Consider the following 26,118-nt stretch of genomic DNA (forward strand, 5'->3'; position numbering starts at 1 on the left):
CCGGGTCGGTCCGGCGCTCTGACGGGGGCGCTGCGGCGTGTGGGTCTGGAAGATCGGCCTTGGCGTGATGTGGATCACCACGCCGTGTAGGTGTACCCGATCTTGCGCGGGCTTGTCCAGATGTGCTCTGCCGTCTCCGGCTTTGGTTGGCGTTGCGCTCCGACGTCGAACGAGATCGCTTGCGAAATGTTGGTGTACGACATACTGTATACACATCCTTCGAAAGCATCTCCAGGCATCGATCGTGTGCGTCGCCGACCGCCACCGCGGAATGATCGGCGTCCAGCCGACCGGCCGAAGACGACCGACAAGGCCTTTCGAGGCGTCAGGAGTTCTTTGCGATGACCAGAATTCTCAAGCCGGGAACGCAGTGGAGCCACGTCTACGCGCAATGCGTGCGCGTGGCTCCGGAGGCCTTCCACGAGGACCGGTTGCTCAACTACTGGGCAGGCCGGTGGCAGCGCGATGGCTCCTCGACGCCGGTCAGCTCGCCGGTCGACGGTTCCACGATCGCCGGGCCGCCGCGCCTGAACCGGGAAGAAGCCACGGCTGCGGTCCGTGCCGGTGTCGACGCGCACCGGTCCTGGCAGGACGTGCTGCTGACCACGCGCAGAGCCAAGGTCCACGCGGCACTCGACGAGATGCAGGAGCACCGTGACTTGCTGGCGCTGCTGCTGGTCTGGGAAATCGGCAAGCCGTGGCGAGCGGCGACCGCGGACGTCGATCGGTGCATCGACGGTGCCCGCTGGTATGCCGACGAGATCGATCCGATGCTGCAAGGACGAGGTCCCCTGCCGGGGCCGGTCAGCAACATCGCCAGTTGGAACTACCCGATGAGCGTGCTGATGCACGCCATGCTGGTCCAGGTGCTCGCGGGCAACGCGGCGATCGCGAAGGCTCCCAGTGACGGTGGCGTGAGTTGCCTGACGCTGGCCACCGCCTTGGCGGCCCGGCACGGGCTGCCGCTGACACTGATCAGCGGCAGCGGCTCGGAACTGTCGGCACCGCTGGTGAGGTCCGCGGACATCGGCTGCCTGTCCTTCGTCGGTGGGCGCGATGTGGGCGGCCGACTCGCGGCCGAACTCGCCGACTCCAACAAGCGCCACATCCTCGAACAGGAGGGCCTCAACTGCTGGGGTGTCTGGGAATTCAGTGACTGGTCCATGCTCACCGGACAGATCCGCAAGGCCTTCGAGTACGGCAAGCAGCGATGTACCGCCTACCCGCGCTATGTCGTCCAGCGCGATCTGTTCGACCGGTTCCTCGACGCCTATCTGTCCGCGGTGGGGGAGGTGAGTTTCGGGCATCCGCTGGCGGTGGCCGCACCGGAGGATCCGCTGCCGGAACTGGATTTCGGCCCGTTGATCAACGATGCCAAGGCCAAGGAACTGAGCGATGTCGTCGACGACGCGATCTCGATGGGCGGAATACCTCTCCACCGAGGCTCGATGGATGACGGTTGGTTCCTGCCCGGCCAGCAGACGCTCTCCTACTTTCCGCCGATGTCCCTCCTGTCGCCGCCGTCCTCCTCGCCGTTGCACCACGCCGAACCGTTCGGCCCCGTGGACACGATCGTGCTGGTCGATACCGAAGCCGAACTGCTCGCCGCGATGAATGCCAGCAACGGGGCCCTGGTCGCATCCCTGGCCTGTGACGACGAGCCCACGGCCACGCGGCTGGCCGACGAGGTCCAGGCGTTCAAGGTCGGGATCAACCGGCCGCGCTCCCGTGGTGACCGCAACGAGGTCTTCGGCGGCCGAGGAGCGTCCTGGCGAGGCGCCTTCGTCGGTGGCGAGCTGCTCGTGCAGGCGGTGACCCAGGGGCCGCCGAACGAGCGGCCGTACGGAAACTTCCCGTCCTACTCCCTGTATCCACCGGCCTGACCGGTCGGTGGCATCGGTCTGCGCTTCTTCGAGGAGGTGGAGTCGTGAGCTACTCCGACGATCTTGCCCGCGTGATCCGCACGGTGATCGAACCCGCCGCGCGGCACGTGGACGATCACGCGACGTTCCCCCGTGCTGCGGTCACCGCACTGGGACGGGCGGGCATTCTCGGGCTGACCGTCCCGGCGCGTTACGGCGGTGGCGGCAAGGGATTGGCCGAGGCCGTGCACGTGCTCGAACAGGTGGGGCGCGCCTGTGGCTCCACGGCCGCAGTGCTGCAGGCGCACTTCGCCGCGACAGCGGTGCTGACCGAGTACGGTGCGCCCACGGTCCTCGAAGACATCGCGGCGGGACGCCACCTGGCGACGCCCGCGCTGTCGGAATTCGGCGAGCAGCAGCTTCTCGCGCCTGGCAGACCACCGTCGACACACGGGGGAGTGGTGGATCTGCACGCTCGCAAGAGTTGGGTGATCGCTGCCGGCGAGGCGGACAGCTACGTCTGGTCCAGCGGTGCCTTCGGCGGGAACGGTTCTTCGACTGTGTGGATGGTGCCCGCCGAAGCTCCCGGCCTGTGCGTGCCGGACACTCGAGATGGTGTCGGGCTTCGCGGAAGCAGTTCGGCGACGGTGACCGCCGACCCGGCACAGGTGCCCTCCTCGGCGATGCTGGGTGCGGACGGGGCAGGCACGGACATCGTGCAGGCCACCGTGCTGCCGTGGTCGCTGGCGCTGAACGCGGCCATGGCCCTGGGCTCGATGGAAGCCGTGATCCGGCGGTCGGTGGAGTGCGTGACCGGCCCGCAGCCGTCCTGGACTCGCTGGCAGACATCGCCCGCACACCAGATCGAGGTGCGGGCCGACGTGGCCCGGATGAAAGCCAAGGCACGCGTGGTGCGGGTGGCACTCAACGATGCCGTACAGGCGGCAGTCTGGCGTGACGAGGACTTCTCGGTGCGACTGCTGGAAACGATGCCGACCGCGGCCGATGCTGCGGTACAGGTCGCCGAGCTGGGAATGAAGGTCTGCGGCCAATCCGCCTTCCGCAAGGACATCGGTATCGAGCGGCGTTTCCGGGACGCCCATACCGCCGGCTACGGCCACCTCACCACGGACACGGTGCTGGACCTGCTGGGCCGCACCGCGTGCGGGATTCCCTGGCAGGACGGTGTGCTCGAAGCCGGTTGACGGTGCCCGTACCCATGCCCGCCCGGGCCGACCTCCCCCGGGCGGGCATGCCTCGTCTCCGTGGTCGAGGGATCCGCGCTTGCTCCGCTCACTGTCGGAGGTCCTGGCTACGGTCGCGGTCATGGAACGAGTGGATTATGCGGACACCTTCATCGCCGTCGCCGAGGACAGCCAGGCGACACAAGGGACAGTGCCTCCGCGCAAACCGGAAAACCCGTCGATTGCGGCGCGTAGCTATCGGTTGATCGCGGAGCACCCCTACAGGTTCACCTCCGGCGATGTGCTCTTCACCGTCTTCGCCGACCGTCAGGAGATTCCCGAGGAGGAACGCGAGGCGGCCCGCACCGAGTTCTATGCCCAAAGCCGGGCTTGCCTGCGCTCGTCCGAGCTGGGGAAGCGCTACGGCTGGGGCATTCACGCCGATGCCCGTGGTCGCCTGGCTCTGTACGGCGTCGAAACCCCTGAGTACGCCGAGTTCGTCTCCGGCAGGCAGCGCAGCGACTCGGGGAAGTCGATCACGTTGACAGCGGCCATGCGCAGCTCGCGCAGCCGCTCTTGAGTCAACTGCGCTCTCCCCGTGTGGGGCTCTCTGCGCGGCAGATGCAGTGATACAGCCCGCAGTGCGGGCAACGCTCGGGCCGGTTCATGAAGCACTCCCCGATGTGCGCTCGCCATCGTGCTCGGCAACGAGCGCAGACCAACAGTGCGGACAGGTTGGAATCATAATCCAGTCCATCTCGCTGGGCTGAGCCATCGGTACCCGGACACCGCACACGGTCTCGCCGGAACGCCTCCCATCCCAGCGGCGAGCGCCGCGGAAGGCGTGCCGCTTCTGTTCCGATGACGGGATCGGCATCCAGAAGTGACTCTCCTCGCTCGTCTTGAACACGTAGTCCACGCTAGGTCCTCCTATCTTGCAAATCAAGCAAAGCTTGCTATGTAAGCAACCATAGCTTTTCTCGCAAACCTCGTTAAGTCAGCAGCGGTAGCAAGTCAAAAATCCTACGATCGGGCCATGTCCGGGGATCGGTTGCTGACGAGCGGTCAGCTCGCGAAAGAACTAGGGCTCTCGCACCGGTCCGTGTCGCACTATGCCCAGACTGGGCAACTGGAACCCGCTCTTGTCACGCCTGGCGGTCATTACCGGTGGGACGTCGACGATGTACGGCGTCAGCTCCGGGAGATGCGGGAGCGGAACGCATAATCGTTCTCAAGGTCCGATGAGAGCGTCACGCACGGCCGGTCATGGCCTGGCCTGAAAATGTCCCCAGGGCACGAGAAGACCCCCAGATCAACTGGGGGCCAACCGTGCTACATTCATTCCGCCAAGATATGAAATAAGCGCGTGTCAACGTAGCACGGAATACGCTCCCGCCTGAGCCGCTCCAGGCAGGCTGAGGGGCAGGGATAAGTCCGGGCCACGGTTCGCAGCCGTGCGGGTCCCGGTCAGAGCGGGTGAAGTACGAGCGTCGCAGCGTCTGGCGTAGGTAGCCCGGTTCAGCGGTCTTGGAAGAGTGCGACGCGAGCTGGACGGCTCCCACCGTCCTGACCCCGGCTGGCACGGAGTAATGCCCGTGCGTGGATATATTCACCCCTGAGGTTCGTGACCCGCACAGATGTGCATCGATTGCGAACCCGGGGGACACCCATGTGCTCACCCTGGCACCGTTGGTTCCCGGTCTGCAGCGGTACCGGTTGGTAGTTTCACAGAGCAGTGCTGGGCACGTTGCTTGCCCTCCCGGATTACGCCGCGCAAGTTAAGCAGGTAACCACCGACCGCGCGCACACGCGTGAGCGGATCGAGCTTGTCGATCGAGGCGAGGCCGTCCCGGGATGGGGACGGCTTCGCCCGGACGTGCTGCGTCATGCTCGGGAGAACACCGCCTCGGTCGTGCGGCAGTCGGTGACGGCCTGGTCGATGTCCTGCGCCAGCAGGTAGTGGTTGATCGCGACGGCGGCGGTCGATCCGGCGGCGGCAGCGTTGATCAGCTGAGCCGGGTTGTCCACGACGTTGCCCGCCGCCCACACCCCGGGCACGCTGGTGTGGCCCGAGGGATCGACGGTCACCCAACCGTTCTCGCCGACCGCGCATCCCAGGCCGGTGAGCAGTTCGTCGTGTGGCATGAAGCGAGGCCCGACGAACACCGCTTCCCGAGGCACGACCCGGCCGTCGGCGAGTTCCACACCGGAGAGACGGTCCTCGTCGGCCACGAGCCGTGCCACCTCTTCGTCGATGATGCGGATTCCGCGGGCGGTCAGCCGCTCGCGTTCCTCGTCGGTCAGGGTGATTCGGTGAGGAAAGAACGCCACGTCGTCCGACCACTGCCGTACCAGCTGCGCCTGGTGCAGGGTGAACGGTCGATTGTCGCCGCCCAGCACGGCGATCGGTGCGTCGCGCACCTCGTATCCGTGGCAGTACGGGCAGTGCAGTACGTCGATGCCCCACCGTCGGCGCACACCGGGGATATCGGGCAGTTCATCCCGCAGCCCGGTGGCCACCAGCACCGCGCGCGTGGTCAGCTCCGCTCCGCCGGCCAGACGTACGAGGAAACCGTGCTCGCCGGCGTGCTCGATCTCCTGCACCCGGTCTTCGATCACCTCGCCGCTGTATCCGGCTATCTCCTCCCGGCCCGCTGCGAGCAGCTCTGCCGGGGCAGTCCCGTCCCGGGACAGGAAGCCGTGCAGATGTTCCGCCGGGGCGTTGCGGGGTTCGCCGGCATCGATCATCGCCACTCGGCGGCGGGATCGGGCCGCCATCATCGTGGCGCTCAGTCCGGCCGCGCCTCCTCCTATGGCGACCACATCGTATTTCGGCATGTCCATTGCGATTCCCTTCACGGCAGTGCCCGCGCCGATCGATGCGCAGGCTGTGGCACGGATGCGGCTGATGCTGGATCCGGCGCACGAGATCCGGGCTCGTGATCCGGCGCAGTGGGAGGTCGGGGATTGCTCGCTGCTGTCGCTACCGGGCAGTGGCCGAGTGCCGCCCGTTCAGCCGGGCATGATCATATCGCGCCGTCGCCACCGGAATTGCGCGTTCAGGTGAGTAGCGACAGAAAGCCGGCACCGAGCAGGCCGCTGACGGCCACGGCTCCTGCCATCGCCCAGGCCACTCGCCAGGACAGTGCTCGGCCGAGCATCACCACCGAGGCCGCGCTCACGGCGGGCAAGGTGATCAGCAACGCTCCGATCGTGCCCGCGCCCGCGCCGACGGTAAGGAGGCCGAGCAGGATCGGGATCTCCCCGGCTGTGGGAATGACGACCAGGGTTCCGGCGACGGCGGCGATCACCACGATCAGCGGCCCCCAGCCCAACGCGCCCTGGCCCAGCGGGAAGAGCCAGCCCCGCAGCGCGCCCAGGGCGAAGACGACGGCGAAGTACTCGGGGACGAGCAGCAGGGACAGCTTGGTGAGCCTGCCGAGGAACTGCCGTGTCATCTCCTTCGGCGTGCCGGGTTCGGCGGGAGGTGCCGGTGCTGGTGGGGATGCTGTCTCGTCCGGGGCCGTCTCGATGGGGGCGGCCGCCGGGCTGAACAACCGGGCCACCAGCGTGCTGAACCAGAAGACGAGCACCGCCCCGACCACCAGTCGCGTCGCGAACCACTGCCAGGGCGCGATCAGGAGGAGAAACGCCAGCACGGCCGGATTGAGGACGGGATTGCCGACCCAGTAGGCCAGCAGCGCGGAGCGCTGAACGCCCTGCCGCCGCAAGGTCGCCACGAGCGGGGCGGTGCAGCAGGTGCACATCATGCTCGGCAGGGACAGCAGCCCGCCCGTCAGCGAGCCCGCGGCCTTCGATCGGTTGCCGAACAGGCGTGGCAGTCGGCGCCGCGACACCAGGACATCCAACAGCGCGGCGACCACCAGGGCCACCACCAGCGCAGGCCACACCGCCGCCATGTAGGTGACGGTGAAGTCCCATCCTGCGCGCCAGCTCGGTGGGGCACCCGCGGCCCCCGCCGAATCGAGGATCGAGGTGGAGGCGGGCTGCTGCTGTGCCCACAGGTCTCGGACCCTGGCCGCGTAGGGCCACCACTTGGCCCAGGTGAGCCCGAGGGCGGTGATGCCGAAAAAGATCGCCAGCCGCACCGCGGTGCTGCTGCGCACCGGCACTCGCGACGGTTCGACGGAAGAGTACATAAATACGGTATACCGTATTCAGTGGTCAGTATTCCAGAGTGTTCCGGAAAGCCACGCCGAATCGAGGGCGATGACGTCCACGGCGACCGGTGCGCCGATGTCGTGCTGCGAGTGAGCATCCCAGGACTGTCCGTGGAACGCATCCGCAGCACGGTCCCCGAAGGCCGGCGGGAGAACCGCTCCCACCGGCCTTCGGAGAACCTCGGTCACGGCACGCCGGATGCCGGCAGCGCTTCCGATCGCCCGCTCGTGTCGCTGCCGAGTTTGTCGATGCGGATGGCCGTGGCCTTGTACTCCGCGGTTCCGGCGATCGGATCGGTCGCCTCGATCGTCAGCGAGTTCGTGTCCACCTCATCGGGGAAGTGCATCGTCATGAACGCCAGGCCGGCTCGCAGTGTGGGGTCGATGCGCACCGGCGCGACGACCGATCCCCGCCGCGAGGTGATCGTGACTCTTTCACCCGGCCTGAGACCGAGGCGTGCGACATCCTCCGAGCTCAGGTCGATCCCCTCACCGTCGCGCATCGGGGAGGAGAACCCACCCGACTGCACTCCCGTGTTGTAGGAGTCGAGTCGCCGTCCCGTGGTCAGCCGCAACGGGTAGTCCTCGTCGAGGCCATCCACCGGTGGCCGGTAGTCGACCGCTGCGAAGGGCGCCGGAGAGCCCCTCTTGTCCGGATCGCTTTCCCACAGCCTGCCGTGCAGATACGGCGGTTCGAGGGTGTCCTCGGAATAGCAGGGCCACTGGATGCCGCCCAGCTCCGCCAATCTCGAATAGCTCATCCCGGCATGCATGGGAGACAACGACCGCAGTTCGTCCCAGATCTGCTCCGCGCCGGGGTCGCCCCAGTCATGGCCGAGCCGTCGCGCGATGTCACCGATGATGTCGATGTCGTTGCGCGCGTTGCCCGGCGGAGTCAGAGCCTGGCGAACCCGCTGGACGCGTCGTTCACTGTTGGTGACCGTCCCGTCGGTTTCGCACCACGACGCGCTGGCGGGCAGCACGACGTCGGCGAGTTCGGCGGTCTTGGTCAGGAACATGTCCTGCACCACCAGGTGGTCCAGCCCGGAAAACCGCGCCACGGTCCGGGCGGCGTCGGCTTCGGACTGCACCGGGTTCTCCCCGATGACGTAGGCGTTGGTCATCTCGCCCGAGTCCATCGCCTCCAGCATCTGCGTCAGATGCTTGCCGTAACTCGGTTGGATGGGCCGTCCCCACGTGCGGGCGAACTTCTCCCGTATCTCCGGATCGAGGATGTCCTGGAAGCCGGGGAGCCGGTTGGGGATGGCCCCCATGTCGCCGCCGCCCTGAACGTTGTTCTGCCCGCGCAGCGGGTTGAGACCGGATCCGTACCGCCCCACGTGCCCGGTCAGCAAGGGCAGGTTGATCAGTGCGCGGACGTTGTCGGTGGCGTTGTGGTGCTCGGTGATTCCGAGCGTCCAGCACAGCTGTGCACGATCGGCCTGGGCGTAGGCGTGGGCGAGTTCGCGGATCGCCGAGGCAGGCACTCCGGTCTCGCGTTCGGCCCGTTCGAGGGTCCAGGGCTCGACCGCGGCGGCGAGCTCGGCGAAGCCCGTCGTCGCACGCTCGACGAAGGCGGTGTTGTGCAGGTTGTGCTGAATGATCTCGCGGGCGACCGCATTGGCCAGCGGAATGTCGGTGCCCACGTGCAGGCCGAGCCAGTTGTCGGCCCACTGGGCGGAGCGGGTCCGCCGTGGATCAACGACGTAGAGCTTTGCTCCCTTGTGGACTGCTTTCAGGACATGGTGGAAGAAGATGGGGTGTGTCTCCCGGGCATTGGATCCCCACAGGATCACCACATCGGTGTCCTCGATCTCCCGGTAGGACGAGGTGCCACCCCCGGCACCGAACACGGCCGCCAGACCGGCGACGCTGGGAGCGTGTCAAGTGCGGTTGCAGGAGTCGACATTGTTGGCGCCGATGACCGAGCGGACGAACTTCTGTCCGATGAAGTTCATTTCGTTGGTCGCGCGGGAGCAGGAGAGCATGCCGAACGCGTCCGGGCCGTGCTTGTCGAGATTGCGCTGGAAACCTTCGGCAGCTCGGTCCAGGGCATGTTCCCAGGTCGTCTCCCGGAGTTCTCCGTTTTCCCGAACCAGCGGATCAGTGAGTCGGGTGTAGCGCATTGCTGCCTCCAGCGCAATTGAGCCGATGTCGCTGTTGTGGAAGGGTCGATGACGTTCGGAGTCGCAGCCCCGGCATCATGTCCCATGATGGACATCATCGTATACAGTATGGAATGCGTGGTCAAGATTTCCGTGCCAGCCAGGAGTTCGTCCGCGGCCGGAAGACCGTGGTGGGCTCCAGGTTACTGCCGTGCCGCCGTCGGCGAGCCGGAACTCAGGGCAGTGTGCGGGGCAATCCGGGCCGGCGCAGGACGCGGGTGAGCACCGCCGAGCACAGGGCGAGGAATCCTGCGGCAGCGAACACCGGCGTAAAGCCCCAGGGGCCCAGTGCCAGCACCGCCATCCCCACGCCGGCCACACCGCTGAATGCTTTCGCGCTGTAGACGACGCCGTGGACTTCCATCGTGCTGTGCTCGCCGAAGTACTCCCGAGCCAGGCTCGCGAACAGGGGATAGAAGGCACCTCCACCGAGGCCTGCGAGGCCGACCCCCAGCGCCAGTACCCACCCCGTGGAGCCCGCGGCGGTGACGAGCAGACAGCACTGGCCGGCACCCTGGATGCCCATCACCCAGGTCAGAACCCGGCGGCGCCCGAGTCGGTCGGAGACACGGATCGCCACCGCCCTGCCCGCACCGTTGATACCGACGAAAGCGGCGGCGGCCAGCGCCACGGGCCAAGGGCCGAAGCCGAGCCGGTCGGTGAGGATCACCAGCAGCGCGGCATTGCACAAGGACACCGTTCCGGCGCAGAACAGGCAGGCATACATCACCGGGAGTGCCGGAGTGCGCAGTGCCTCGGCGGTGGAGTACTGCCGTACTGCAGGCGGGTTGCCCACTCGACCCGGATTGAGCCGCCCGCTCGAGGCCCACCGGCGCGGGTCGATATGCGAGGGCCACCAGTTCCGTGGTGGGTCGGTGAACAAAGCTCCGCACGCCAGCACCACGACGAACAGCAGCACGCCGAATCCGTCGAGGGCCGGTGACACGGTTTCCGCGTTCACCCCCAGGACGAGGGCCACGATGCAGGGTACCGAGCCGTACGCGAAGGCTCCCGTGACAAAGCCGACCCGGCCTGCTGTTCGTTCGGGGTACCACTTGGCCACGGTCGAAGTGCAAGTGGCGTAGACCAGTCCCGCCCCGGTGCCACCGAGCACGGAGTAGCCGAGCAACACCCCCGGCAGGCTTGGTGCGTGGGCCAGCGTGCGAACACCGATCAGGCACAGCACGGCGCCGAGCAACATCACCGCCCGTGGACCGAGGCGGTGACGGTGGCGCAGGTGCGCCACCGGATATCCCGCACCGGCTTGAAAGACCGTCCACACGGCCAGCGGCCAGAGGAACGCGCCGATCGGCCAGCCCCGAGCGTCGGCCAACGTGGGCAGCGCGGCTCCATAGGCGTACTGCGCCGCACCCACCATGAACATGGGACTCCAGCACAGCAGGAGCATCCATGTCCTGGAGCGTCCCATGAGCTCTCGGGGCTGCTCGCCGATGCGGTAGTGGCGGCCGTGGTGATCGCGGATCTGCTGCACGGGGCTGGTCATGGCAAACCTCCGACGAGGGGCCCGGTGGCCGATACGTGCTGCATACCGGATTCAGTATGCTGTGTCTCTCGTCACGAGGGAAGTCCTTCTGGGCAGGTCATGGCGGTTGCGATGGCACTCGGGCAGGGGTGCGGATGTAGCCCTGCTCACAAGGCAGTCGGCACTGTAGCAGACTACTGGATACTGTATGGCGTATCCGGGTGATGTGGCCCGGAAACCGGATCACCCGGCGACACGGGCGCAACGGTGCCAGGCCCGTGCGAGGAGACCCTTCAGGACCGCGGTGATCGGTCGGACGGCCTGCGACCGAGGGCCACCAGCGCCCTCGGTGCCCAGGCGATGACTGGGTCACGCCCTGGATGGGTAGGACCACATCGACGAAGGAAGGTGAGCACCCATGCGAGGACTGACAAACATCGTGCGCCATTTCGCGCGGATGCCGCGTGGTTACGCGGCCGACGGACGCATGTTGGGACTGGCGCTGTCGACGGCGATCGACTCGAGTCGTGAGTTGGACTCGCCGGGCGACCGTGCAGCAGTCGCTCGGGCGAACCCGTCCCAGCACAAGAAGGGCTCGGCAGGCGCCCGCGGTTGACACGGGCAGCCGGAGGGGTGCCGGTGGAAACGGCAGGGCTGTTGCCTGTTTCGCCGGCACCTCCCCGACCGACCGCTGCCGGATGACGTGCCCACTCATCGCACTTCGGCCTCGCCACCGGCGGTCTCACCGGCAGGGGTTTCAGCGGCAGGGGTTTCAGCGGCAGGGGTTTCAGCGACGGGAGCATCCTCAGCAGCGGACGACTCCCGCTCGGCCGCAGCCTGCTTGTGGGACTTGGCCAGACTCAAAACGGCGGTGACCGCCAGGGTTCCGATGATCACGAGCAGCGACACGAGGATCGGAATCTCCGGAACCCAGTGCAGCCCCTGGTGATGCAGGGCTTCGAGGATCAGCTTGACCCCGATGAAAGCCAGGATGATCGCCAGCCCCTTGCTCAGGTAGATCAGCCGATCGAGCAGACCACCGATGAGGAAGAACAGCTGCCGCAGCCCCATCAACGCGAAGGCATTGGCCGTGAAGACCAGGTAGGGCTCCTTGGTGAGACCGAAGATGGCGGGAATGGAATCCACGGCGAACAGCAGATCCGTCGTGCCGATGGCGACCATCACGATCAGCATCGGTGTCACCATCCGCCGCCCGTTGACGCGGGTGGTCATCGCCGCACCGTGATACTCCGAGGTGGTCGGCAGCACCCGACGCACGGTGCGCAGTGCGGCGTTTTCCGAGAATTCCTCGTCCTCGCCCTTGTCCTTGATCAGTTTCCAGGCCGTGTAGAGCAGGAAGGCCCCGAAAATGTAGAAGATCCAGTTGAACCGCGCCACCATCCCGGCACCGAGGGCGATGAACACGCCTCGCATCACCAGCGCCAGCACGATGCCGATCAGCAGGACCTTCTGCCGGTACTGGCGGGGCACCGAGAACCTGGTCATGATCAGCACGAAGATGAACAGGTTGTCGATGCTGAGGGAGTACTCGGTGATCCAGCCCGCGAAGAACTCCCCGCCGTACCGGCTCCCACCGAGTGCCATGACCCCGAATCCGAACAGCACCGCGAGACTGACATAGAAGGTGACCCACGCGGTCGACTCCCGCAGCGACGGATCGCGGGGATTGCGTGAGACGAGCCAGAAATCGAACGCGAGCAGTGCCAGCAAAGCGGCGATCGTCGCGATCCACATCCAACCGGGAATCGTCATCCGTGCCCTCCCTGCCGTTCGGTGGCACGTTCCCGCCGGGATCGCGCCCTGGGCTGCTGGTCCTTGCCCCGACGGCGGTGGGCCTGCTTGCGGGCCCGTTGTTCCCGTATCTGTTCGGCGAGCTGGAGGTAGTGCGCCAGCATGTCCTGGGCCTGCGGATTGTGCTCACAAACGCGCAGCAGCCATCGGGGCATGATCCGCTCGTGCAGCCAGAGGAAGCCGATCGCGAAGCCGGCGCTGACCAGTGCCTGAAAGGCGAGGAAAGCCAGCGGGTCCTTCGGGAGCCCGAGCTGACCGGCCAGGATCGAATGCGTGGCCAGCTCGTGCAGCAGCCGGGCGAGTGGGAACCCGAGGAACCAGTACAGTGCGGCGGGAGCGAACACCCCCGGCCGGAAGAACGTTCCGGTCGCCAGCAGCAGGCTGTAGCCGGCGCCCAGCACGGCCAGGGGAAGGGCCAAGGTCACCGTGGTGACCGCTGCCCAGCTCGGCGGCTGACCGCCGAGCACCGCCAGTATTGCCGCGAAACAGCCCGCGAGTGCCCCGACCAGCGCGCCGGGCAGGGCCAACTCGCCCATACGTCGTGGAAGCGTTGCCTCTGTCATGGTCATCAGTCCGGGATGACGCCGTAGGTGAACAGGCTGAAGAACAACATGCCCAGGTAGAACGTGGCACCGAAGGCGATGATCAGGTTACTCGCCAGGTTCGGCCGAATCGGCTTGGGCAGCATGATGTTGTTCACGAGCAGCAGCACCACACAGTAGGCACCCATCGCGAAGGCCGAGAGGAACGCCAGGGTGTCGAGAATGGCGCTGGGTCCGTTCGCCGGCCCGAACAGCAGGACGAGGATCCCGAAGATGATCACACCCCACAGGAACGCCGCATAGATGTGCGCCATCCGGAACTTGTTGACGCCCTTGATGAAGTTGTAGGCCATGTCGGCCTGGCCGCGGGAGAACGAGTCGTACAGGCCGAGGGTGGCGTTGAGGCCGATCAGGGCGATGAATCCGAGGAAGATACCGCCCATCAGCGGACCTCCCACAGCGCTGAACGAGTCCGCCATCGCGTTCATCGCCGCTTGGCGCTCACCGTTTTCGATCAGAATCCGCACGTTGGGGTTCTGCCGGGCGGCGGACTGTGCCAGCACGGTGAAGGTGATCGTGACGAGCATCGTGATGCCCCAGAAGAGCAGCAGCGCGTCGAAGGTCACCCAGCGGCGCCAGCCCTTCCACTTGCGCATTTCCTCCGGATCGTCGGTGTCGAACATGAAGCCGCGTGCGGGCATCACTTCCTCGTCACCCGAGTGGGCCAGGCCACGGAGCTTGGGAATGTGCGCACCCATCCCGGCGCCCTTCTCCCGCAGGTGCAGCGTGTACCACATCTGCTGCATGCCGGAGGGGCCCGCGAACGCGATCGAGCCGACGATGATGGGGAACCAGGCCGAGGACGTCGCCGCATCCGGGAAGTAGCCGAACTGGACCATTCCCGCGAGCGTGCTGGTCACGTCGCTGAATTTCCCCACCATCGCGGCGATGATGCTCGATCCGACCACCAGGAGCCCGATGAGGAACGACAGCACGCTCTCCAGCAGGTTGTAGATCACTTTGGCCAGCGTGAATATCAGGCCGACGAGGAGAAGCCCGGCGATCGCGGTGACCATCCACGGTATTCCGGTGATCTCTTCGAGCGCTCCGGCTCCGGCCGAGAGATGGCCCGGCCAGATGTAGACGATCAGTGCCGTGCAGAAGAAGAACCACATCAGTGGTTTGGCCACTCGAGCAGCACCGGTGAAGATGCTCTCACCGGTGGCCATGGCATATCGGGCCATCTCCAGCATGACGAATGCCTGCAGCGTGACACCGATGAGGAAAAGCCAACGGATCTCCGGCCCGAAGACGAGGACCAGCCGTGGCCACATGTACGTTTCGCCCATTCCCACGCCGAGGGCGACGAGGAATACGGTGGGTCCGAGGAGATGGATCGAGGGTGGGGACTCGGGCAGCTTGCGGATCGGCATGGGATCCAGCCGACCGGCCGACCACACCCGTTCTTCCTCGGTGCCTTCGGTCGCGGTTGACTCCGGGTCGGGTTCTCTGGCTGCGGGTACGTTATCAGCGTCCACTTCGGATCTCCCTTGAACCGTGTTCGGACCTGGTGTTGCCTCCTGTTGCGCGATACCGCTTGCACGGACCGAGAGGCTCGGGATGAAGCGCTCTCGGTGGCACACGCCGAAGCGATGCCGGCGGCGGTGTGAGCGCGCTGATGCTCAACGACGCATCAACCTGGGTGAACGGTCCATCTCCCTGTCCGGCGGTGGAGCCGTGGCTGCCCCGCGGGCGTGCACGCCGGGCGTGCACGCCCGGGGACGACGGTTTCGACAGGGGGTGATGGCCGGATGGTGCGGTGGTCGAGCCTCAGGGGATGATGAGTCCGGCCGAGCGGGCCCACTGGTATTTGGCGCCGAGGATGGCGACCGGTTTTTCGGTGGTGTAGGGGAAAGCCACGATTCCGTGCTCGAAGAGATGGTCGCTGGCCTTTTCGACCTCGGTGTCTCCGGCGAGGGAGGCGACGATGGGCTTGTCGATGCCTGCGGCACGGGCTTCTTCCGCGGCGCGGACGGTGAGTTCGGCGAAGACCATGGGCGGGGTGACGATGGTGTGCCAGTAGCCCAGGATCACCGCGTGGATGCGCGGGTCTCGCAGGGCGAGCTTGATCGTTGCCTCGTAGGTACTGGGCGGCTCGCCGCCGGTGATGTCGATGGGATTGCCCGCGGCGCCGAACGGCGGAATGTGCTCCCGGAAGGCCTGGTCGAGATCCGGCGGGATGTGCATGAGATCGAGGTCGTTGGCCACGCAGGCATCGGAGAGCAGTACCCCGGAGCCGCCCGCACCGGTGATGATGACGACGTTTTCGCCTTGAGGGGTGGGCAGGGTGGGCAGGCCTCGGGCGTAGTCCAGCATCTCGTTGAGACCCGGGGCCCGAACCACGCCGGACTGGCGCAGGATGTCGTCGTAGACCTTGTCGTTGCCCGCCAGTGCGCCGGTGTGGGAGCTCGCGGCGCGGGCGCCCATCTCGGTCCTGCCCGCCTTGAGGACGACGACGGGTTTCTTGCGGGTCATCCTGCGGGCGGTCTCGACGAAGGAACGCCCGTCCTTGAGGTCTTCGAGGTGCATGGCCACGCAGTTGGTGTTGTCGTCCTGCTCGAAGAAGGTCAGCAGGTCGTCTTCATCGACATCGGACTTGTTGCCGAGGCCGACGATGGCCGAGACTCCCATCTTGGTGGTGCGGCTGTAGCCGAGGATGGCCATGCCGATACCGCCGCTTTGCGAGGTCAGCGCCACGCCCCCGCGCACGTCGTAGGGGGTGCAGAAGGTGGCGCAGAGGTCCTTCGGGGTGTAGTAGTAGCCGTAGATGTTCGGGCCGAGCAGCCGAATGTCGTACTGTCGGGCGATGTCGACGACCTGCTGCTGCAGCTCGTCGTTGCCGGTCTCGGCGAAGCCGGAGGGAATGAGCACTGCGGCGGGAATTTCCTTGCGGCCGCACTCCTCCAGCGCGGAGGGGACGAGCTTGGCCGGGACCGTGAAGACGGCCACGTCGACGTTTCCGGGAACCTCGGCGATGCCGGCATAGGCCGTGCGGCCGAGAACCTCGTCGGCCTTCGGGTTGATCGGATAGATATCGCCGGAATACCCACCGTTGATGAGGTTCTTCATGACCGAGTTGCCGATCTTGCCCTCTTCGGAGGACGCGCCGATCACCGCGACGCTGTCGGGTTTCATCAGCCGGTTCATGGTCCGCAGGATCTCCTCCTGGGAACGCTGTTCCGGTTGAGTGACCTCACCGGTTTCGACGAGCACCCGCACATCCGCGGCCGTGGCACCGTCGGAGCCGGCAAAGACCGGATTGAGGTCGAACTCGCGGATCTCGGGGAAATCGGTGACCAGGTCGGACAGCCGGCGGACCACGTCGGCCAGCGCGTCGGTATCGGCGGCTTCGGCACCGCGTGCCCCGCGGAGCACATCCGCGGCGGCGATGTCGTCGAGCATCGCCCGCGCGTCGGTGGCTTGCACCGGGGCGAGCCGGAAGGTGACGTCCTGGAGGACCTCGACGAGGACGCCGCCCAGACCGAAGGCCACCACCTTGCCGAAGGTCGGGTCGGTGGTCGCACCGATGATCACCTCGTGCCCACTGGTGACCATCTGCTGCACCTGGATGCCGTGGATGGTGGCGTCGGGATCGTGGGACCGGGCGTTGGCCAGGATTTCCCCGTAGGCCGAGCGCACCGCCTGCTCACCGACGACATCGACAACCACGCAACCGGCGTCGGTCTTGTGCAGGATCTGCGGCGACACGATCTTCATCGCGACCGCGGTACCGATCTTGCCTGCGATGTCCACGGCCTCCTCGGCCGTGTTGGCGAGGCCTTCGCCTGCGATGGGGATGCCGTAGGCATCGCACAGGAGTTTTCCTTCGGGGGAGGTCAGCGCCTCGCGTCCCTCGGCCCGCGCCTTGTCGAGGATCTCGCGTACGCTTGTGCTGTCGTAGGCCATGTCAGATCACCCCGTTCGCTTTGAGCTCGGCGAGCTCGGATTCCTCGAGTCCCAGCCGGTGGAGGTAGACGTCCTCGTTGTGCTCGCCCAGCAGCGGCGAACGTTCGACCTGCACCGGTGAGTCGGACAGCTTGATCGGGCACCCCACGGTTTTGAATTCGCCGCGCTCGGGGTGGTCCACGGACACGATCATGTCGTTGTCCGCCAGCGAGGAATCCTCGATCAGTTCCTGGGTGGACAGAATCGGGCCACACGGAATGTTGTGGGCGTTGAGCTGAGCCAGCACGTCCCACTTGTCGTGGTTGATCGTCCATTCCTCGATCATGTGGAACATCTTGTCCAGTTTGGGCAGCCGTGCTTGCGGCGTGTTCCACTCGGGATCGTCGGCGAGTTCGGGTCGGCCGATCAGATTCGCGATAGGAGCCCAGCCTGCGGGTTGGACGATGACATAGATGTAGTCGTTGGGACCGCCCGGTTTGCACCGCACTGCCCAGCCCGGCTGCCCGCCACCGGAGGCATTGCCCGAGCGCGGCACCTCCTCGCCGAACTCGTCGTTCGGATACTCGCGCAGTGGGCCACGGGTGAGCCGTTGCTGATCGCGGAGCTTGACCCGGCAGAGGTTGAGCACCGCGTGCTGCATCGCCACCGACACCCGCTGGCCGTGCCCGCTGCGTTCCCGCTGGAACAGCGCGGCGAGGATGCCTGCCACGGTGTGGATGCCGGTGCCCGAGTCACCGATTTGGGCACCGGTCGCCGTCGGGGGGCCGTCCTCGAACCCGGTCGTGCTCATGGAACCGCCCATGGCCTGGGCGACGACCTCGTAGGCCTTGTAATGCGTGTAGGGACCCTCACCGAATCCCTTGATCGAGGCGTAGATGAGTCGCGGGTTGAGTTCCCGGAGCTTGTCCCAGGTGAATCCCATGCGGTCCACGGCGCCGGGCCCGAAGTTCTCCGCGAGCACATCGGAATTCCGAACGAGCTCGGCGAAGACTTCCTTGCCCCGATCGCTTTTCATGTTGAGCGTGATGCTCTGCTTGTTGCAGTTGAGCATCGTGAAATAGAGGCTGTCGCCGTTGTCGACGTCGTTGAGTTGAGTACGGGTGATGTCGCCGTGTGGTGCTTCCAGTTTGATGACTTCGGCGCCCAGCCAGGCCAGAATCTGCGTCGCGGACGGGCCCGATTGAACATGGGTCATGTCGAGCACGCGGACACCTTCCAGTGCCTTGGTCATGTGCCCTTCCCCTTTCCGGATTTTCGAACATGCGCGTCGAGAAATGCACGGCGCGCCGGAATTGATACTCGAAAGAGCCGAATTCGCCGTATCGCGATCGTGATCACTTGTACATCGTCTGGTTCATGGTTCCCGGCGCGTAAACTTCCGGATCGACCCAGACATTGATCAGTGAGGGCTTGCCCGATTCCCGTGCGCGCTGCAGGGCCGGCGCGATCTCGGCCGGGTCGTGGACCGCCTCGCCGTACCCGCCGAGCATCCGGGCGAACTTGTCGTACTCGACGTGGCCGAGGGTGTTGCCGACCCGGCCGCGGTCCGCGCCGTACTTCTCGATCTGGCCGTACCGGATCTGGTTCATCGACGAGTTGTTGCCCACGATCCCGATGAACGGCAGGTTGAAACGCACCAGCGTCTCGAAGTCCCACCCGGTGAGGCTCAGCGCACCGTCCCCGAACAGGCAGACCACTTCCTTGTTGGGGAAGGCGTGCTTGGCGGCCATGATGAACGGGACGCCGACGCCCAAGGTGCCCAGTGGTCCCGGGTCCAGCCAGTGGCCGGGTGCCTTGGGCTGAACGACCTGGCCGGAGAAGGTGACGATGTCGCCGCCGTCGCCGATGTAGATCGAGTCCTCGGTGAGGAACTCGTTGATTTCGTGGACGAGGCGATACGGATCGATGGGGGAGGCATCGGAGAGCTGTCGGGGGAGCCGCTTGTTGTAGGCGGTCGTTTCGACCTCGCGCAGTTCCCGCAGCCATTCCTTGCGGCCCGCGGAGCCGTTGTCGATCCGGCCGGAGCACGCGTCGGCGACGGCGGACAGCACCGCGTCGGCATCTCCGACGATGCCCAGGTCGACGTCGCGGTTCTTGCCGACGGTCCGGTAGTCGAGGTCGATCTGCACCACCGTGGCTTCGCTGGTCAGGCGCTTGCCGTAGCCCATCCGGAAGTCGAATGGAGTACCGACGATGATGATGAGGTCGGCATTGTTGAAGGCGTGCCGCCGGGCGAGCTGGTAGTGCAGCGGATCGTCGGGCTCCAGAGTGCCGCGCCCGGCGCCGTTCATGAAGGCGGGGACGTCGAGTTCCCGGACCAGCTTGATCGCGGAGTCGGTGGCCCGGCAGGTCCACACCTGGTTGCCCAGCAGGATGCACGGCCTCTCCGAGGCGAGCAACAGCTCGGCGAGCCGCTCGATCGCCTGCGGATCACCCGCGGAACGGGTGGAAGCACGGTAGTGCCCGGATTCGGGAACGCGCGCTGTCTCGACGGGGACCCGAGCATCGAGCACATCCCGGGGGATTTCCAAAAAGGACGGCCCCGGGGCGCCGTGGTGGGCTTCCCGGAAGGCCATCGACACCAGGTCCGCGGCCCGTTCGGTGTGCGGCACCGTCGCGGCGAACTTGGTGATCGGGCTCATCATGTCCACATGCGGCAGGTCCTGTAGCGAACCCATTTTGTGCTGCGACAACGCACCCTGGCCGCCGATGAGCAGCATCGGGCTCTCCGCGCGGAAGGCGTTGGCCACACCGGTGACCGCATCGGTGGTTCCGGGGCCTGCGGTGACCACAGCGCATCCGGGCTTGCCGGTGATCCGGGCGTATCCGTCGGCAGCGTGGGCGGCCACCTGCTCGTGCCGTACGTCGATGACCGAGATCCCCTCATCGACGCATCCGTCGTAGATGTCGATGATATGTCCTCCGCAGAGGGTGAAGATCGTGTCGACTCCCTCGGCTTTGAGGGCTTTCGCCACCAGGTGGCCGCCGGAGATCTGCTCGGGGTCACGAGCTTGTTCGGCCGCGTGAAGCGGTGTGACGCTTTCGGACGTGGTTTGGGTGGTTTGCGCCATTTTTGCGTCCTCATCTCCTTACGTCGCGCACGGACAACTCGACGTGGCAGGGCCGTGAGCTGCCCCGAGGGGTGGAACTCGCCGTCGGTGTTTCCGGCGTTTCGGTGCCTCGCGGGTGGCGCGAACTCGGACCGGCTCCATACTGAATACCGTATGGAGCTATGCATACTCCTGCGGATCGGGTCCTGTCCAGAGGTGAACACAGCGTCTTTGCCGAAAGAACGAAAAGTGCCTGGTGAGAGGGCTGGATCAGTCGTTTCGCTCGGCTCAGCCGGAACTCGGTTCAACCGGAACGGGCATCAAAGCGCTCCCCGGGGAACGCCGGGAAGGTCGAGAACTTCCACGGGAGCGCCGGTCCACTGGGGCGGTACCACTGCCAGCACGTCGGCGAGCGCCGCACCCCAGAGCAATCCCGGCTTGTCCCGCCCCACGGCAACGAGGTGGTTGCCGGCATCGCGTGCGGTGATCACTCGCGTGTCCCGAGCGTGCGCCGTGACCTCGCCGCTCAACGGTAGGCGCCGCAGGGATGGCTGTTGCCGCCCGGACAGGGCATCGAGGACGGGAGTCAACAACGTCAGTGCCGCGACCAGGGCGGCATAGGGATTGCCCGGCAGACCCACGACGGGACGGCCTTCCGGTAGGCGGGCGAGCAGTTGGGGATGCCCGGGGCGGCATGCCACCCCATCGACGAGCATCTCCGCGCCCGCGTCATGAAGCACCGCGCGCAGATGATCCGCGGGACCTGCCGACGAGGCGCCGCACACGACCAGTGCATCGGAATTCCCGGCGTCGGCGCTTCGGGCGGCGGAGACGAGCCCGCCTGCCAGTTTCTCGGCGGTGTCGCCGAGATGGTCGTATCCGGTGAGGATTCCTCCGGCGTGCTCGATGATGCCGGTGAGCATGGGGCCGATCGCATCGCGCACTTCGCCGTGCCGGGGCAGGCCGGTGGTGATCAGTTCGTCGCCGGTGACGAGTACGGACACGCGTGGTTTCGGATGCACCGGCAGCGTGTCGTGGCCGAGCCCGGCCACGAGTCCTTGTGCTGCCGGTGTCACTCTGCTGCCTGCCATGAGCACGGACGTGCCTTCCGCGCACTCCTCGCCTCGGCGCCGGATGTGCTGCCCCGGCGCTACCGGGCCGGTCACGGTGTCACCCACCCGTTCAGCACGCTCGTGTGGGAGCACGCCGCTCGCCCCCGCAGGTACCGGGGCTCCGGTGGCGATCTCCACGGCGGTGCCCTCGGTCAAAGCGGGTGCGTTGGCCGTGCGGTCGGCGAGTACGCAGCCCACCACCGTCCACGGAGGCTCTCCGGAAACCGCATAGCCGTCCATGGCGGCGGTGTCGAAGGCGGGAACGGGGATCAGGGCGGAGATGTCGCGAGCCAGCGTGCATCCCCGTGCCGCATCGAGAGCGACATGGGTGAGCGGGAGTGGGGCGGCGATGTGGGCCGCGGTCCGGTGGGCGATGTGCCAGGGCCGGTCCTGTTCCAGGGGTGAGCTGATCATCGCAGTGGTCTCCGTGGCGGGGCAGTGGATCCTTTCGAGCGTAACGGTCGCCGGTAAATCCACAGTGGACGAAGATGGGGTGTCTGCGAGTATCGTGCACGGGATTGCGCGCAGAGGCACTTCCCTGCAAGCTTACATACTGTATACTGAATGCTATTGATGTATCCGTCGAACCTGGGGAGAGCGGAGTTCGATGTGCGAGTCGCTGTTCTTGGTGCGGGCGCCATCGGTGCGTATGTCGGCGCCAGCCTGCACCGCGCCGGTGCCGAGGTTCACCTCATTGCCCGAGGTCCCCATTTGGAAGCGCTGCGCCGTAACGGGGTGCAGGTACTGAGTCCGCGAGGTGATTTCAGTGTGCGTCCCCACGCCACCGACGATCCGACGGAAGTGGGGCCGGTGGACCATATTTTCCTCGGTCTGAAAGCCAACTCCTACGCTGCCGCGGGGTCGATGATCCGCCCGTTGCTGCACGAGAAAACGACGATCATCGCGGCGCAGAACGGCATACCGTGGTGGTATTTCCACGGTCTTGCGGGTGCGCACGAAGATCACTGCATCCAGAGCGTCGATCCGGGTGGTGCCGTGACCGAGGCCCTGTCCCTGCATCGCGCCATCGGCTGCGTCGTCTATGCGGCCACCGAACTCGAAGCGCCCGGAGTGGTGCGACATCTCGAAGGAACCCGGTTCTCCATCGGCGAGCCGGATGGCAGCCTGTCCGAACGGTGTCGGGAGTTCAGCGACGCGATGGTGGCAGGTGGTCTCAAGTGTCCGGTGGAATCGGATCTGCGTCCGGAGATCTGGATCAAGTTGATGGGAAACATCGCGTTCAATCCGATCAGCGCACTCACTCGGGCCACGCTGGCGGGCATGTGTCGGCATCGGGATGTTCGAGAGCTCGTCACCACGATGATGCGCGAAACTCTCGAGGTCGCCGCCGGACTGGGATGCCACCCGGACATCGCCATCGAGCGTCGGATGGCAGGCGCCGAGCGCACCGGTGAACACAAGACCTCAACGCTGCAGGACCTGGAAAAAGGCAAACCCCTGGAGTTGGATGTGCTGCTCGCCGCGGTCGTGGAGCTGGCCGATTTGGCTGGTGTCGCGGCACCGACATTGCGTACGATCAACGCACTTGCGGACCTACTCAACCAACAAATCGAGGACGCGGCATCCGGGGCACCTTCGGTGGCCGCGGCGCCGGCATCCTGACCTGCCTGTTTCGCTTTGGTCGCCACACACCGACGCTGGTTTTGGCATCGCCCGGCTGACGATTTCACCCACCGGGTGAGGATCGGCGTCCGATCGCAGATGAGGAGCTGCCGTGGATCTGCATTATCTTGATGCCACGCCGACCGAAGCCGAGCGGGCTGCAGTGGACGGCCTGCTCGGTCCGCCCGAGCCGGTGAACGGAGTCGGGCCGGACCCCGCCAACGGTCATGTTCACGCGCACAAGGACGGGCAGGCGCACGGAAACGGTCACGTCCCCGTTCCTGGCAACGGCTCCGGGGATGGCAATGGCCCGGTGTCTGGCAATGGTTCGGGACACGGTGACGATCCCGGGAACGGGCACGGTGTCCGGCACGGGCGGGACATGCTGTTGCCTGCCCTGCACGCCGTGCACGACCGGGTCGGCTGGATCAGTCAGGGAGCGCTGAACCACCTTTGTGAACGGCTCTCGGTGCCTCCGGCCGACGCGTACGGCGTGGCGAGCTTCTACGCACTGTTCGCCGTGCGCCCCCGGCCACCGAAGGTGGTCCACGTCTGCACCGACCTGGCCTGCAAGGCACGTGGTTCCGCCGAGCTGTGCAGCAGGCTGGAGCAGTCCCTCGGGCAGGCGGGTACGGCGCTCGACGGGATGATGTGGCAGCACAGCCCGTGCTTGGGGGCGTGCGAGCGCGCACCTGCGGTGCTGGCTTTCGAGGCGGGTGAGCCCGCTCGCACGCAACTGCTCGCACCCGCCGATGCCGGAGCGGTCGCCGAGGTGGCGCGTTGCGGCCCGACCGACACGGAGGAGGAATCCCCGGTAAGCGAGTCCATCCCCCAATCGGGGAGTCCCGAGCTGCGACTGCTGCGCAGGATCGGCCGTGTGGACCCGGACAGCCTGGACGACTATCGCGCCCACGGCGGCTATGCCGCGCTGCGCAACGCCCTGCGCATGGGGCCTGCGGAAGTCATCGAACAGGTCACGGACGCGAAACTGATGGGACGCGGAGGTGCGGCGTTTCCCACGGGGCGCAAATGGGAAAGCACCGCTTCCCAACCGGTGCGACCGCACTATCTCGTGTGCAATGCCGACGAAAGCGAGCCGGGCACCTTCAAGGACCGCGTGCTCATGGAGGGAGATCCGTTCTCCGTCATCGAGTCGATGACGATCGCAGGCTTCGCCAACGGATGCGCCAAGGGCTATCTCTACATTCGTGGCGAATATCCACGGGCGACGCGTCGACTGGCCAACGCGATCACGCAGGCCCGTGAACGGGGCTTTCTCGGTCGCAGCATCATGGGCCACGAGGGTTTCGACTTCGACATCGAGATTCGCCGGGGCGCCGGAGCCTATATCTGCGGTGAGGAAACCGCGCTGTTCAACTCCATCGAGGGGTACCGCGGCGAGCCGCGCAGCAAACCGCCGCTGCCGGTCGAGGAGGGGCTGTTCGGCAAACCGACCGTGGTCAACAACGTGGAGACGCTGGTCAACGTGCCCTTGATCCTCACAGAGGGCGGCGCGGCATTCGCGGGCATCGGCACGGAGCGATCGACGGGCACCAGACTGTTCTGCCTGTCCGGCACCGTGGCCCGGCCCGGACTGTACGAGGTCGCACTCGGAACGACGCTGCGCGAACTGCTCGAGCTCGCGGGAGGAGTCGGTGACGGGCGCGAGCTGCGCGCAGTGCTGCTGGGAGGGGCGGCCGGCGGTTTCGTCCGGCCCGACGAGCTCGACCTCCCGCTGACGATGGAGGACGCTCAGGAAGCGAGCACCACGCTCGGTTCCGGCGTGGTTCTCGTCTTCGACGACACGGTGAACCTCCCCGCCATGCTGTTGCGGATCGCGTCGTTCTTCCGCGACGAGTCGTGCGGGCAGTGCGTGCCGTGCCGGGTCGGAACGGTGCGCCAGGAGGAGGCGCTGCACCGCATGGTCGACGGCAAGGAGGCCACCGACGGCGACGACCTCGGTCTGTTGCGCGAGGTCGGTCAGGTGATGCGGGACTCGTCCATCTGTGGCCTGGGACAAACCGCTTGGAACGCGGTCGAATCGGCGATCGACCGACTCGGCACGCTGTCGAAAGGAGGATCCGCATGACCGTCGTCGATCTCGGCCTGCCGCGCAGGATGGTGGACTTCACACTGGACGGTGAGACAGTCAGTGTCCCGGAGGGATCGACCATCCTGGATGCGTGCACCGCGGTGGGCAAATCCATCCCGACCCTGTGCTACGGCGACACCTTGCGTCCGGCGAACGCGTGCCGCGTGTGCATGGTGGAGGTGGAGGGCTCCCGGACACTGGTGCCCTCCTGTTCCCGCAAGGTCACCGGCGGGATGACGGTGCACACCGATTCCGAGCGCACCCGGCACAGCCGCAAGATGGTCCTCGAACTGCTCGGTTCCGCTGCCGACCTGTCCACGACGCCGCACGTCGCCGAGTGGATGGCGGAGTACCAGGCGAAGCCGGAGCGGTTCGGTCCCCCGGAGCCTCCCGCCGACGACCACGACGAGCGGCCGCCCGGTGAGCACGAGGAGCCGGACGGGACCGTGGCGGCAACCGTGTCCCAGCCGGCCAAAGTGGACAACGATCTCTACGTTCGTGACTACGGCAAGTGCATCCTGTGCTACAAGTGCGTGGACGCCTGCGGTGAGCAGTGGCAGAACTCCTTTGCCATCACCGTTGCCGGCCGCGGTTTCGACGCGCGGATCTCCACGGAGTTCGCGAACCCACTCCCGGATTCCGCGTGCGTGTACTGCGGCAACTGCATCGAGGTCTGCCCGACCGGGGCGTTGAGCTTCAAAAAGGAGTTCGACATGCGCGCCGAGGGCACCTGGGACGAGGAGCGCCAGCAGCAGACGACCACCGTCTGCACGTTCTGCGGCGTCGGCTGCAACCTCACCCTGCACACCCAGGACAACGAGATCGTCCGTGTCACCTCGCCGCACGACAATTCCGTAACTCACGGCAATCTCTGCATCAAGGGCCGTTTCGGCTGGGAACACATGCAAAGCCACGAGCGTCGAACGGAGGAGTCCGCAGAACCGGCCACAGAACAGGAGTAGGGGCGTGCGGTTGTGGTGAGAGCACGACGTATTGTGAGTTCGGCTCTGGTCCCGCGTCCGGGTGGGATTGAAGTTTTCCCTAAA

22 protein-coding genes are annotated in these 26,118 nt (G+C 66.3%); 9 read left to right on the forward strand and 13 right to left on the reverse strand.

What is annotated here, in order from left to right; genetic code table 11:
• Positions 1 to 74: 74 nt before the first annotated feature.
• Entirely contained in the window at positions 75 to 203 is a 129-nt protein-coding gene (locus JOF55_RS22565; RefSeq protein WP_310278041.1) for a hypothetical protein, read from the reverse strand.
• Positions 204 to 341: 138 nt separating this feature from the next.
• Between JOF55_RS22565 and JOF55_RS22570 the strand changes: the two genes are divergently transcribed.
• The 4 genes from JOF55_RS22570 to JOF55_RS22585 all read left to right on the forward strand — a co-directional run bounded on the left by JOF55_RS22570 (position 342) and on the right by JOF55_RS22585 (position 4,271).
• The gene (locus JOF55_RS22570; protein WP_310278044.1) at positions 342 to 1,883 is read left to right on the forward strand and encodes an aldehyde dehydrogenase family protein; all 1,542 of its coding nucleotides are present in this window, start codon (positions 342 to 344) and stop codon (positions 1,881 to 1,883) included.
• A gap of 44 nt (positions 1,884 to 1,927) precedes the next feature.
• Positions 1,928 to 3,067 (forward strand): acyl-CoA dehydrogenase family protein, encoded by a 1,140-nt coding sequence (locus tag JOF55_RS22575; protein WP_310278047.1) that lies wholly within the window; start codon positions 1,928 to 1,930, stop codon positions 3,065 to 3,067.
• 121 nt (positions 3,068 to 3,188) lie between these two features.
• Complete coding sequence (locus JOF55_RS22580) at positions 3,189 to 3,626, forward strand: DUF6157 family protein (protein WP_310278050.1); 438 nt, start codon at positions 3,189 to 3,191, stop codon at positions 3,624 to 3,626.
• A gap of 456 nt (positions 3,627 to 4,082) precedes the next feature.
• On the forward strand, positions 4,083 to 4,271 hold the full coding sequence (locus tag JOF55_RS22585; protein WP_310278052.1) for a helix-turn-helix domain-containing protein: 189 nt from the start codon (positions 4,083 to 4,085) through the stop codon (positions 4,269 to 4,271).
• Between the two features lie 659 nt (positions 4,272 to 4,930).
• On the opposite strand, the gene JOF55_RS22590 is transcribed toward JOF55_RS22585, so the two are convergent.
• On the reverse strand, positions 4,931 to 5,890 hold the full coding sequence (locus JOF55_RS22590) for an NAD(P)/FAD-dependent oxidoreductase (protein ID WP_310278054.1): 960 nt from the start codon (positions 5,888 to 5,890) through the stop codon (positions 4,931 to 4,933).
• Here JOF55_RS22590 and JOF55_RS22595 point away from each other — a divergent pair.
• On the forward strand, positions 5,883 to 6,113 hold the full coding sequence (locus tag JOF55_RS22595) for a hypothetical protein (RefSeq protein WP_310278056.1): 231 nt from the start codon (positions 5,883 to 5,885) through the stop codon (positions 6,111 to 6,113). The genes JOF55_RS22590 and JOF55_RS22595 overlap by 8 nt on opposite strands.
• Here the strand turns inward: JOF55_RS22595 and JOF55_RS22600 are convergent.
• The 4 genes from JOF55_RS22600 to JOF55_RS22615 form a co-directional block, all read right to left on the reverse strand.
• Positions 6,106 to 7,206, reverse strand: a complete 1,101-nt coding sequence (locus tag JOF55_RS22600) for a permease (protein ID WP_310278058.1) — start codon at positions 7,204 to 7,206, stop codon at positions 6,106 to 6,108. The two genes, JOF55_RS22595 and JOF55_RS22600, sit on opposite strands and share 8 nt — an antisense overlap.
• Positions 7,207 to 7,224: 18 nt before the next feature.
• Positions 7,225 to 7,416: a hypothetical protein gene (locus tag JOF55_RS22605; protein ID WP_310278061.1), complete on the reverse strand. Its 192-nt coding sequence runs from the start codon at positions 7,414 to 7,416 to the stop codon at positions 7,225 to 7,227.
• Entirely contained in the window at positions 7,413 to 9,353 is a 1,941-nt protein-coding gene (locus tag JOF55_RS22610) for a molybdopterin oxidoreductase family protein (protein WP_310278064.1), read from the reverse strand. Before JOF55_RS22610 ends, JOF55_RS22605 begins: the two co-directional genes overlap by 4 nt.
• A gap of 214 nt (positions 9,354 to 9,567) precedes the next feature.
• A complete protein-coding gene (locus JOF55_RS22615) occupies positions 9,568 to 10,896 on the reverse strand; it encodes an OFA family MFS transporter (RefSeq protein ID WP_310278067.1) in 1,329 nt (442 codons plus the stop codon).
• Between the two features lie 397 nt (positions 10,897 to 11,293).
• On the opposite strand from JOF55_RS22615, the gene JOF55_RS22620 reads away from it, so the two are divergent.
• Positions 11,294 to 11,491, forward strand: a complete 198-nt coding sequence (locus JOF55_RS22620; RefSeq protein ID WP_310278070.1) for a hypothetical protein — start codon at positions 11,294 to 11,296, stop codon at positions 11,489 to 11,491.
• A 95-nt stretch (positions 11,492 to 11,586) separates the two neighbouring features.
• Here JOF55_RS22620 and JOF55_RS22625 read toward each other — a convergent pair whose 3' ends face one another.
• The 7 genes from JOF55_RS22625 to JOF55_RS22655 all read right to left on the reverse strand — a co-directional run bounded on the left by JOF55_RS22625 (position 11,587) and on the right by JOF55_RS22655 (position 21,771).
• Positions 11,587 to 12,648: a TerC family protein gene (locus JOF55_RS22625; protein ID WP_310278073.1), complete on the reverse strand. Its 1,062-nt coding sequence runs from the start codon at positions 12,646 to 12,648 to the stop codon at positions 11,587 to 11,589.
• Entirely contained in the window at positions 12,645 to 13,256 is a 612-nt protein-coding gene (locus JOF55_RS22630) for a hypothetical protein (protein ID WP_310278076.1), read from the reverse strand. Before JOF55_RS22630 ends, JOF55_RS22625 begins: the two co-directional genes overlap by 4 nt.
• Positions 13,256 to 14,767: an Nramp family divalent metal transporter gene (locus JOF55_RS22635; RefSeq protein WP_310278079.1), complete on the reverse strand. Its 1,512-nt coding sequence runs from the start codon at positions 14,765 to 14,767 to the stop codon at positions 13,256 to 13,258. The genes JOF55_RS22630 and JOF55_RS22635 overlap by 1 nt, the downstream gene beginning before the upstream one ends.
• A 292-nt stretch (positions 14,768 to 15,059) precedes the next feature.
• Positions 15,060 to 17,195, reverse strand: coding sequence for an acetate--CoA ligase family protein (locus JOF55_RS22640; RefSeq protein WP_310278081.1), 2,136 nt, complete (start codon positions 17,193 to 17,195; stop codon positions 15,060 to 15,062).
• A gap of 1 nt (position 17,196) precedes the next feature.
• On the reverse strand, positions 17,197 to 18,426 hold the full coding sequence (frc, locus tag JOF55_RS22645; RefSeq protein ID WP_310278084.1) for a formyl-CoA transferase: 1,230 nt from the start codon (positions 18,424 to 18,426) through the stop codon (positions 17,197 to 17,199).
• A 103-nt stretch (positions 18,427 to 18,529) separates the two neighbouring features.
• Positions 18,530 to 20,266 (reverse strand): thiamine pyrophosphate-binding protein, encoded by a 1,737-nt coding sequence (locus JOF55_RS22650; RefSeq protein ID WP_310278088.1) that lies wholly within the window; start codon positions 20,264 to 20,266, stop codon positions 18,530 to 18,532.
• Positions 20,267 to 20,565: 299 nt separating this feature from the next.
• Positions 20,566 to 21,771, reverse strand: a complete 1,206-nt coding sequence (locus JOF55_RS22655) for a molybdopterin molybdotransferase MoeA (RefSeq protein ID WP_310278091.1) — start codon at positions 21,769 to 21,771, stop codon at positions 20,566 to 20,568.
• Positions 21,772 to 21,966: 195 nt separating this feature from the next.
• On the opposite strand from JOF55_RS22655, the gene JOF55_RS22660 reads away from it, so the two are divergent.
• The 3 genes from JOF55_RS22660 to JOF55_RS22670 all read left to right on the forward strand — a co-directional run bounded on the left by JOF55_RS22660 (position 21,967) and on the right by JOF55_RS22670 (position 26,034).
• Positions 21,967 to 22,980, forward strand: a complete 1,014-nt coding sequence (locus tag JOF55_RS22660) for a 2-dehydropantoate 2-reductase (RefSeq protein WP_374727589.1) — start codon at positions 21,967 to 21,969, stop codon at positions 22,978 to 22,980.
• Between the two features lie 112 nt (positions 22,981 to 23,092).
• Positions 23,093 to 25,069, forward strand: a complete 1,977-nt coding sequence (locus tag JOF55_RS22665) for an NAD(P)H-dependent oxidoreductase subunit E (RefSeq protein ID WP_310278099.1) — start codon at positions 23,093 to 23,095, stop codon at positions 25,067 to 25,069.
• Entirely contained in the window at positions 25,066 to 26,034 is a 969-nt protein-coding gene (locus JOF55_RS22670) for a 2Fe-2S iron-sulfur cluster-binding protein (protein WP_310278101.1), read from the forward strand. Before JOF55_RS22665 ends, JOF55_RS22670 begins: the two co-directional genes overlap by 4 nt.
• Positions 26,035 to 26,118 lie beyond the last annotated feature (84 nt).

It is taken from the genome of Haloactinomyces albus, from assembly GCF_031458135.1.
GTDB lineage: Bacteria > Actinomycetota > Actinomycetes > Mycobacteriales > Pseudonocardiaceae > Haloactinomyces > Haloactinomyces albus.

Coding starts and splice junctions, on each gene's coding strand:
- JOF55_RS22570 (WP_310278044.1), top strand. CDS start 342: ATGACCAGAATTCTCAAGCCGGGAACGCAGTGGAGCCACGTCTACGCG.
- JOF55_RS22595 (WP_310278056.1), top strand. CDS start 5,883: ATGTCCATTGCGATTCCCTTCACGGCAGTGCCCGCGCCGATCGATGCG.
- frc (WP_310278084.1), bottom strand. CDS start 18,426: ATGACCAAGGCACTGGAAGGTGTCCGCGTGCTCGACATGACCCATGTT.
- JOF55_RS22655 (WP_310278091.1), bottom strand. CDS start 21,771: ATGATCAGCTCACCCCTGGAACAGGACCGGCCCTGGCACATCGCCCAC.
- JOF55_RS22650 (WP_310278088.1), bottom strand. CDS start 20,266: ATGGCGCAAACCACCCAAACCACGTCCGAAAGCGTCACACCGCTTCAC.
- JOF55_RS22585 (WP_310278052.1), top strand. CDS start 4,083: ATGTCCGGGGATCGGTTGCTGACGAGCGGTCAGCTCGCGAAAGAACTA.
- JOF55_RS22600 (WP_310278058.1), bottom strand. CDS start 7,206: ATGTACTCTTCCGTCGAACCGTCGCGAGTGCCGGTGCGCAGCAGCACC.
- JOF55_RS22670 (WP_310278101.1), top strand. CDS start 25,066: ATGACCGTCGTCGATCTCGGCCTGCCGCGCAGGATGGTGGACTTCACA.
- JOF55_RS22580 (WP_310278050.1), top strand. CDS start 3,189: ATGGAACGAGTGGATTATGCGGACACCTTCATCGCCGTCGCCGAGGAC.
- JOF55_RS22590 (WP_310278054.1), bottom strand. CDS start 5,890: ATGGACATGCCGAAATACGATGTGGTCGCCATAGGAGGAGGCGCGGCC.
- JOF55_RS22620 (WP_310278070.1), top strand. CDS start 11,294: ATGCGAGGACTGACAAACATCGTGCGCCATTTCGCGCGGATGCCGCGT.
- JOF55_RS22625 (WP_310278073.1), bottom strand. CDS start 12,648: ATGACGATTCCCGGTTGGATGTGGATCGCGACGATCGCCGCTTTGCTG.
- JOF55_RS22615 (WP_310278067.1), bottom strand. CDS start 10,896: ATGACCAGCCCCGTGCAGCAGATCCGCGATCACCACGGCCGCCACTAC.
- JOF55_RS22565 (WP_310278041.1), bottom strand. CDS start 203: ATGTCGTACACCAACATTTCGCAAGCGATCTCGTTCGACGTCGGAGCG.
- JOF55_RS22640 (WP_310278081.1), bottom strand. CDS start 17,195: ATGGCCTACGACAGCACAAGCGTACGCGAGATCCTCGACAAGGCGCGG.
- JOF55_RS22630 (WP_310278076.1), bottom strand. CDS start 13,256: ATGACCATGACAGAGGCAACGCTTCCACGACGTATGGGCGAGTTGGCC.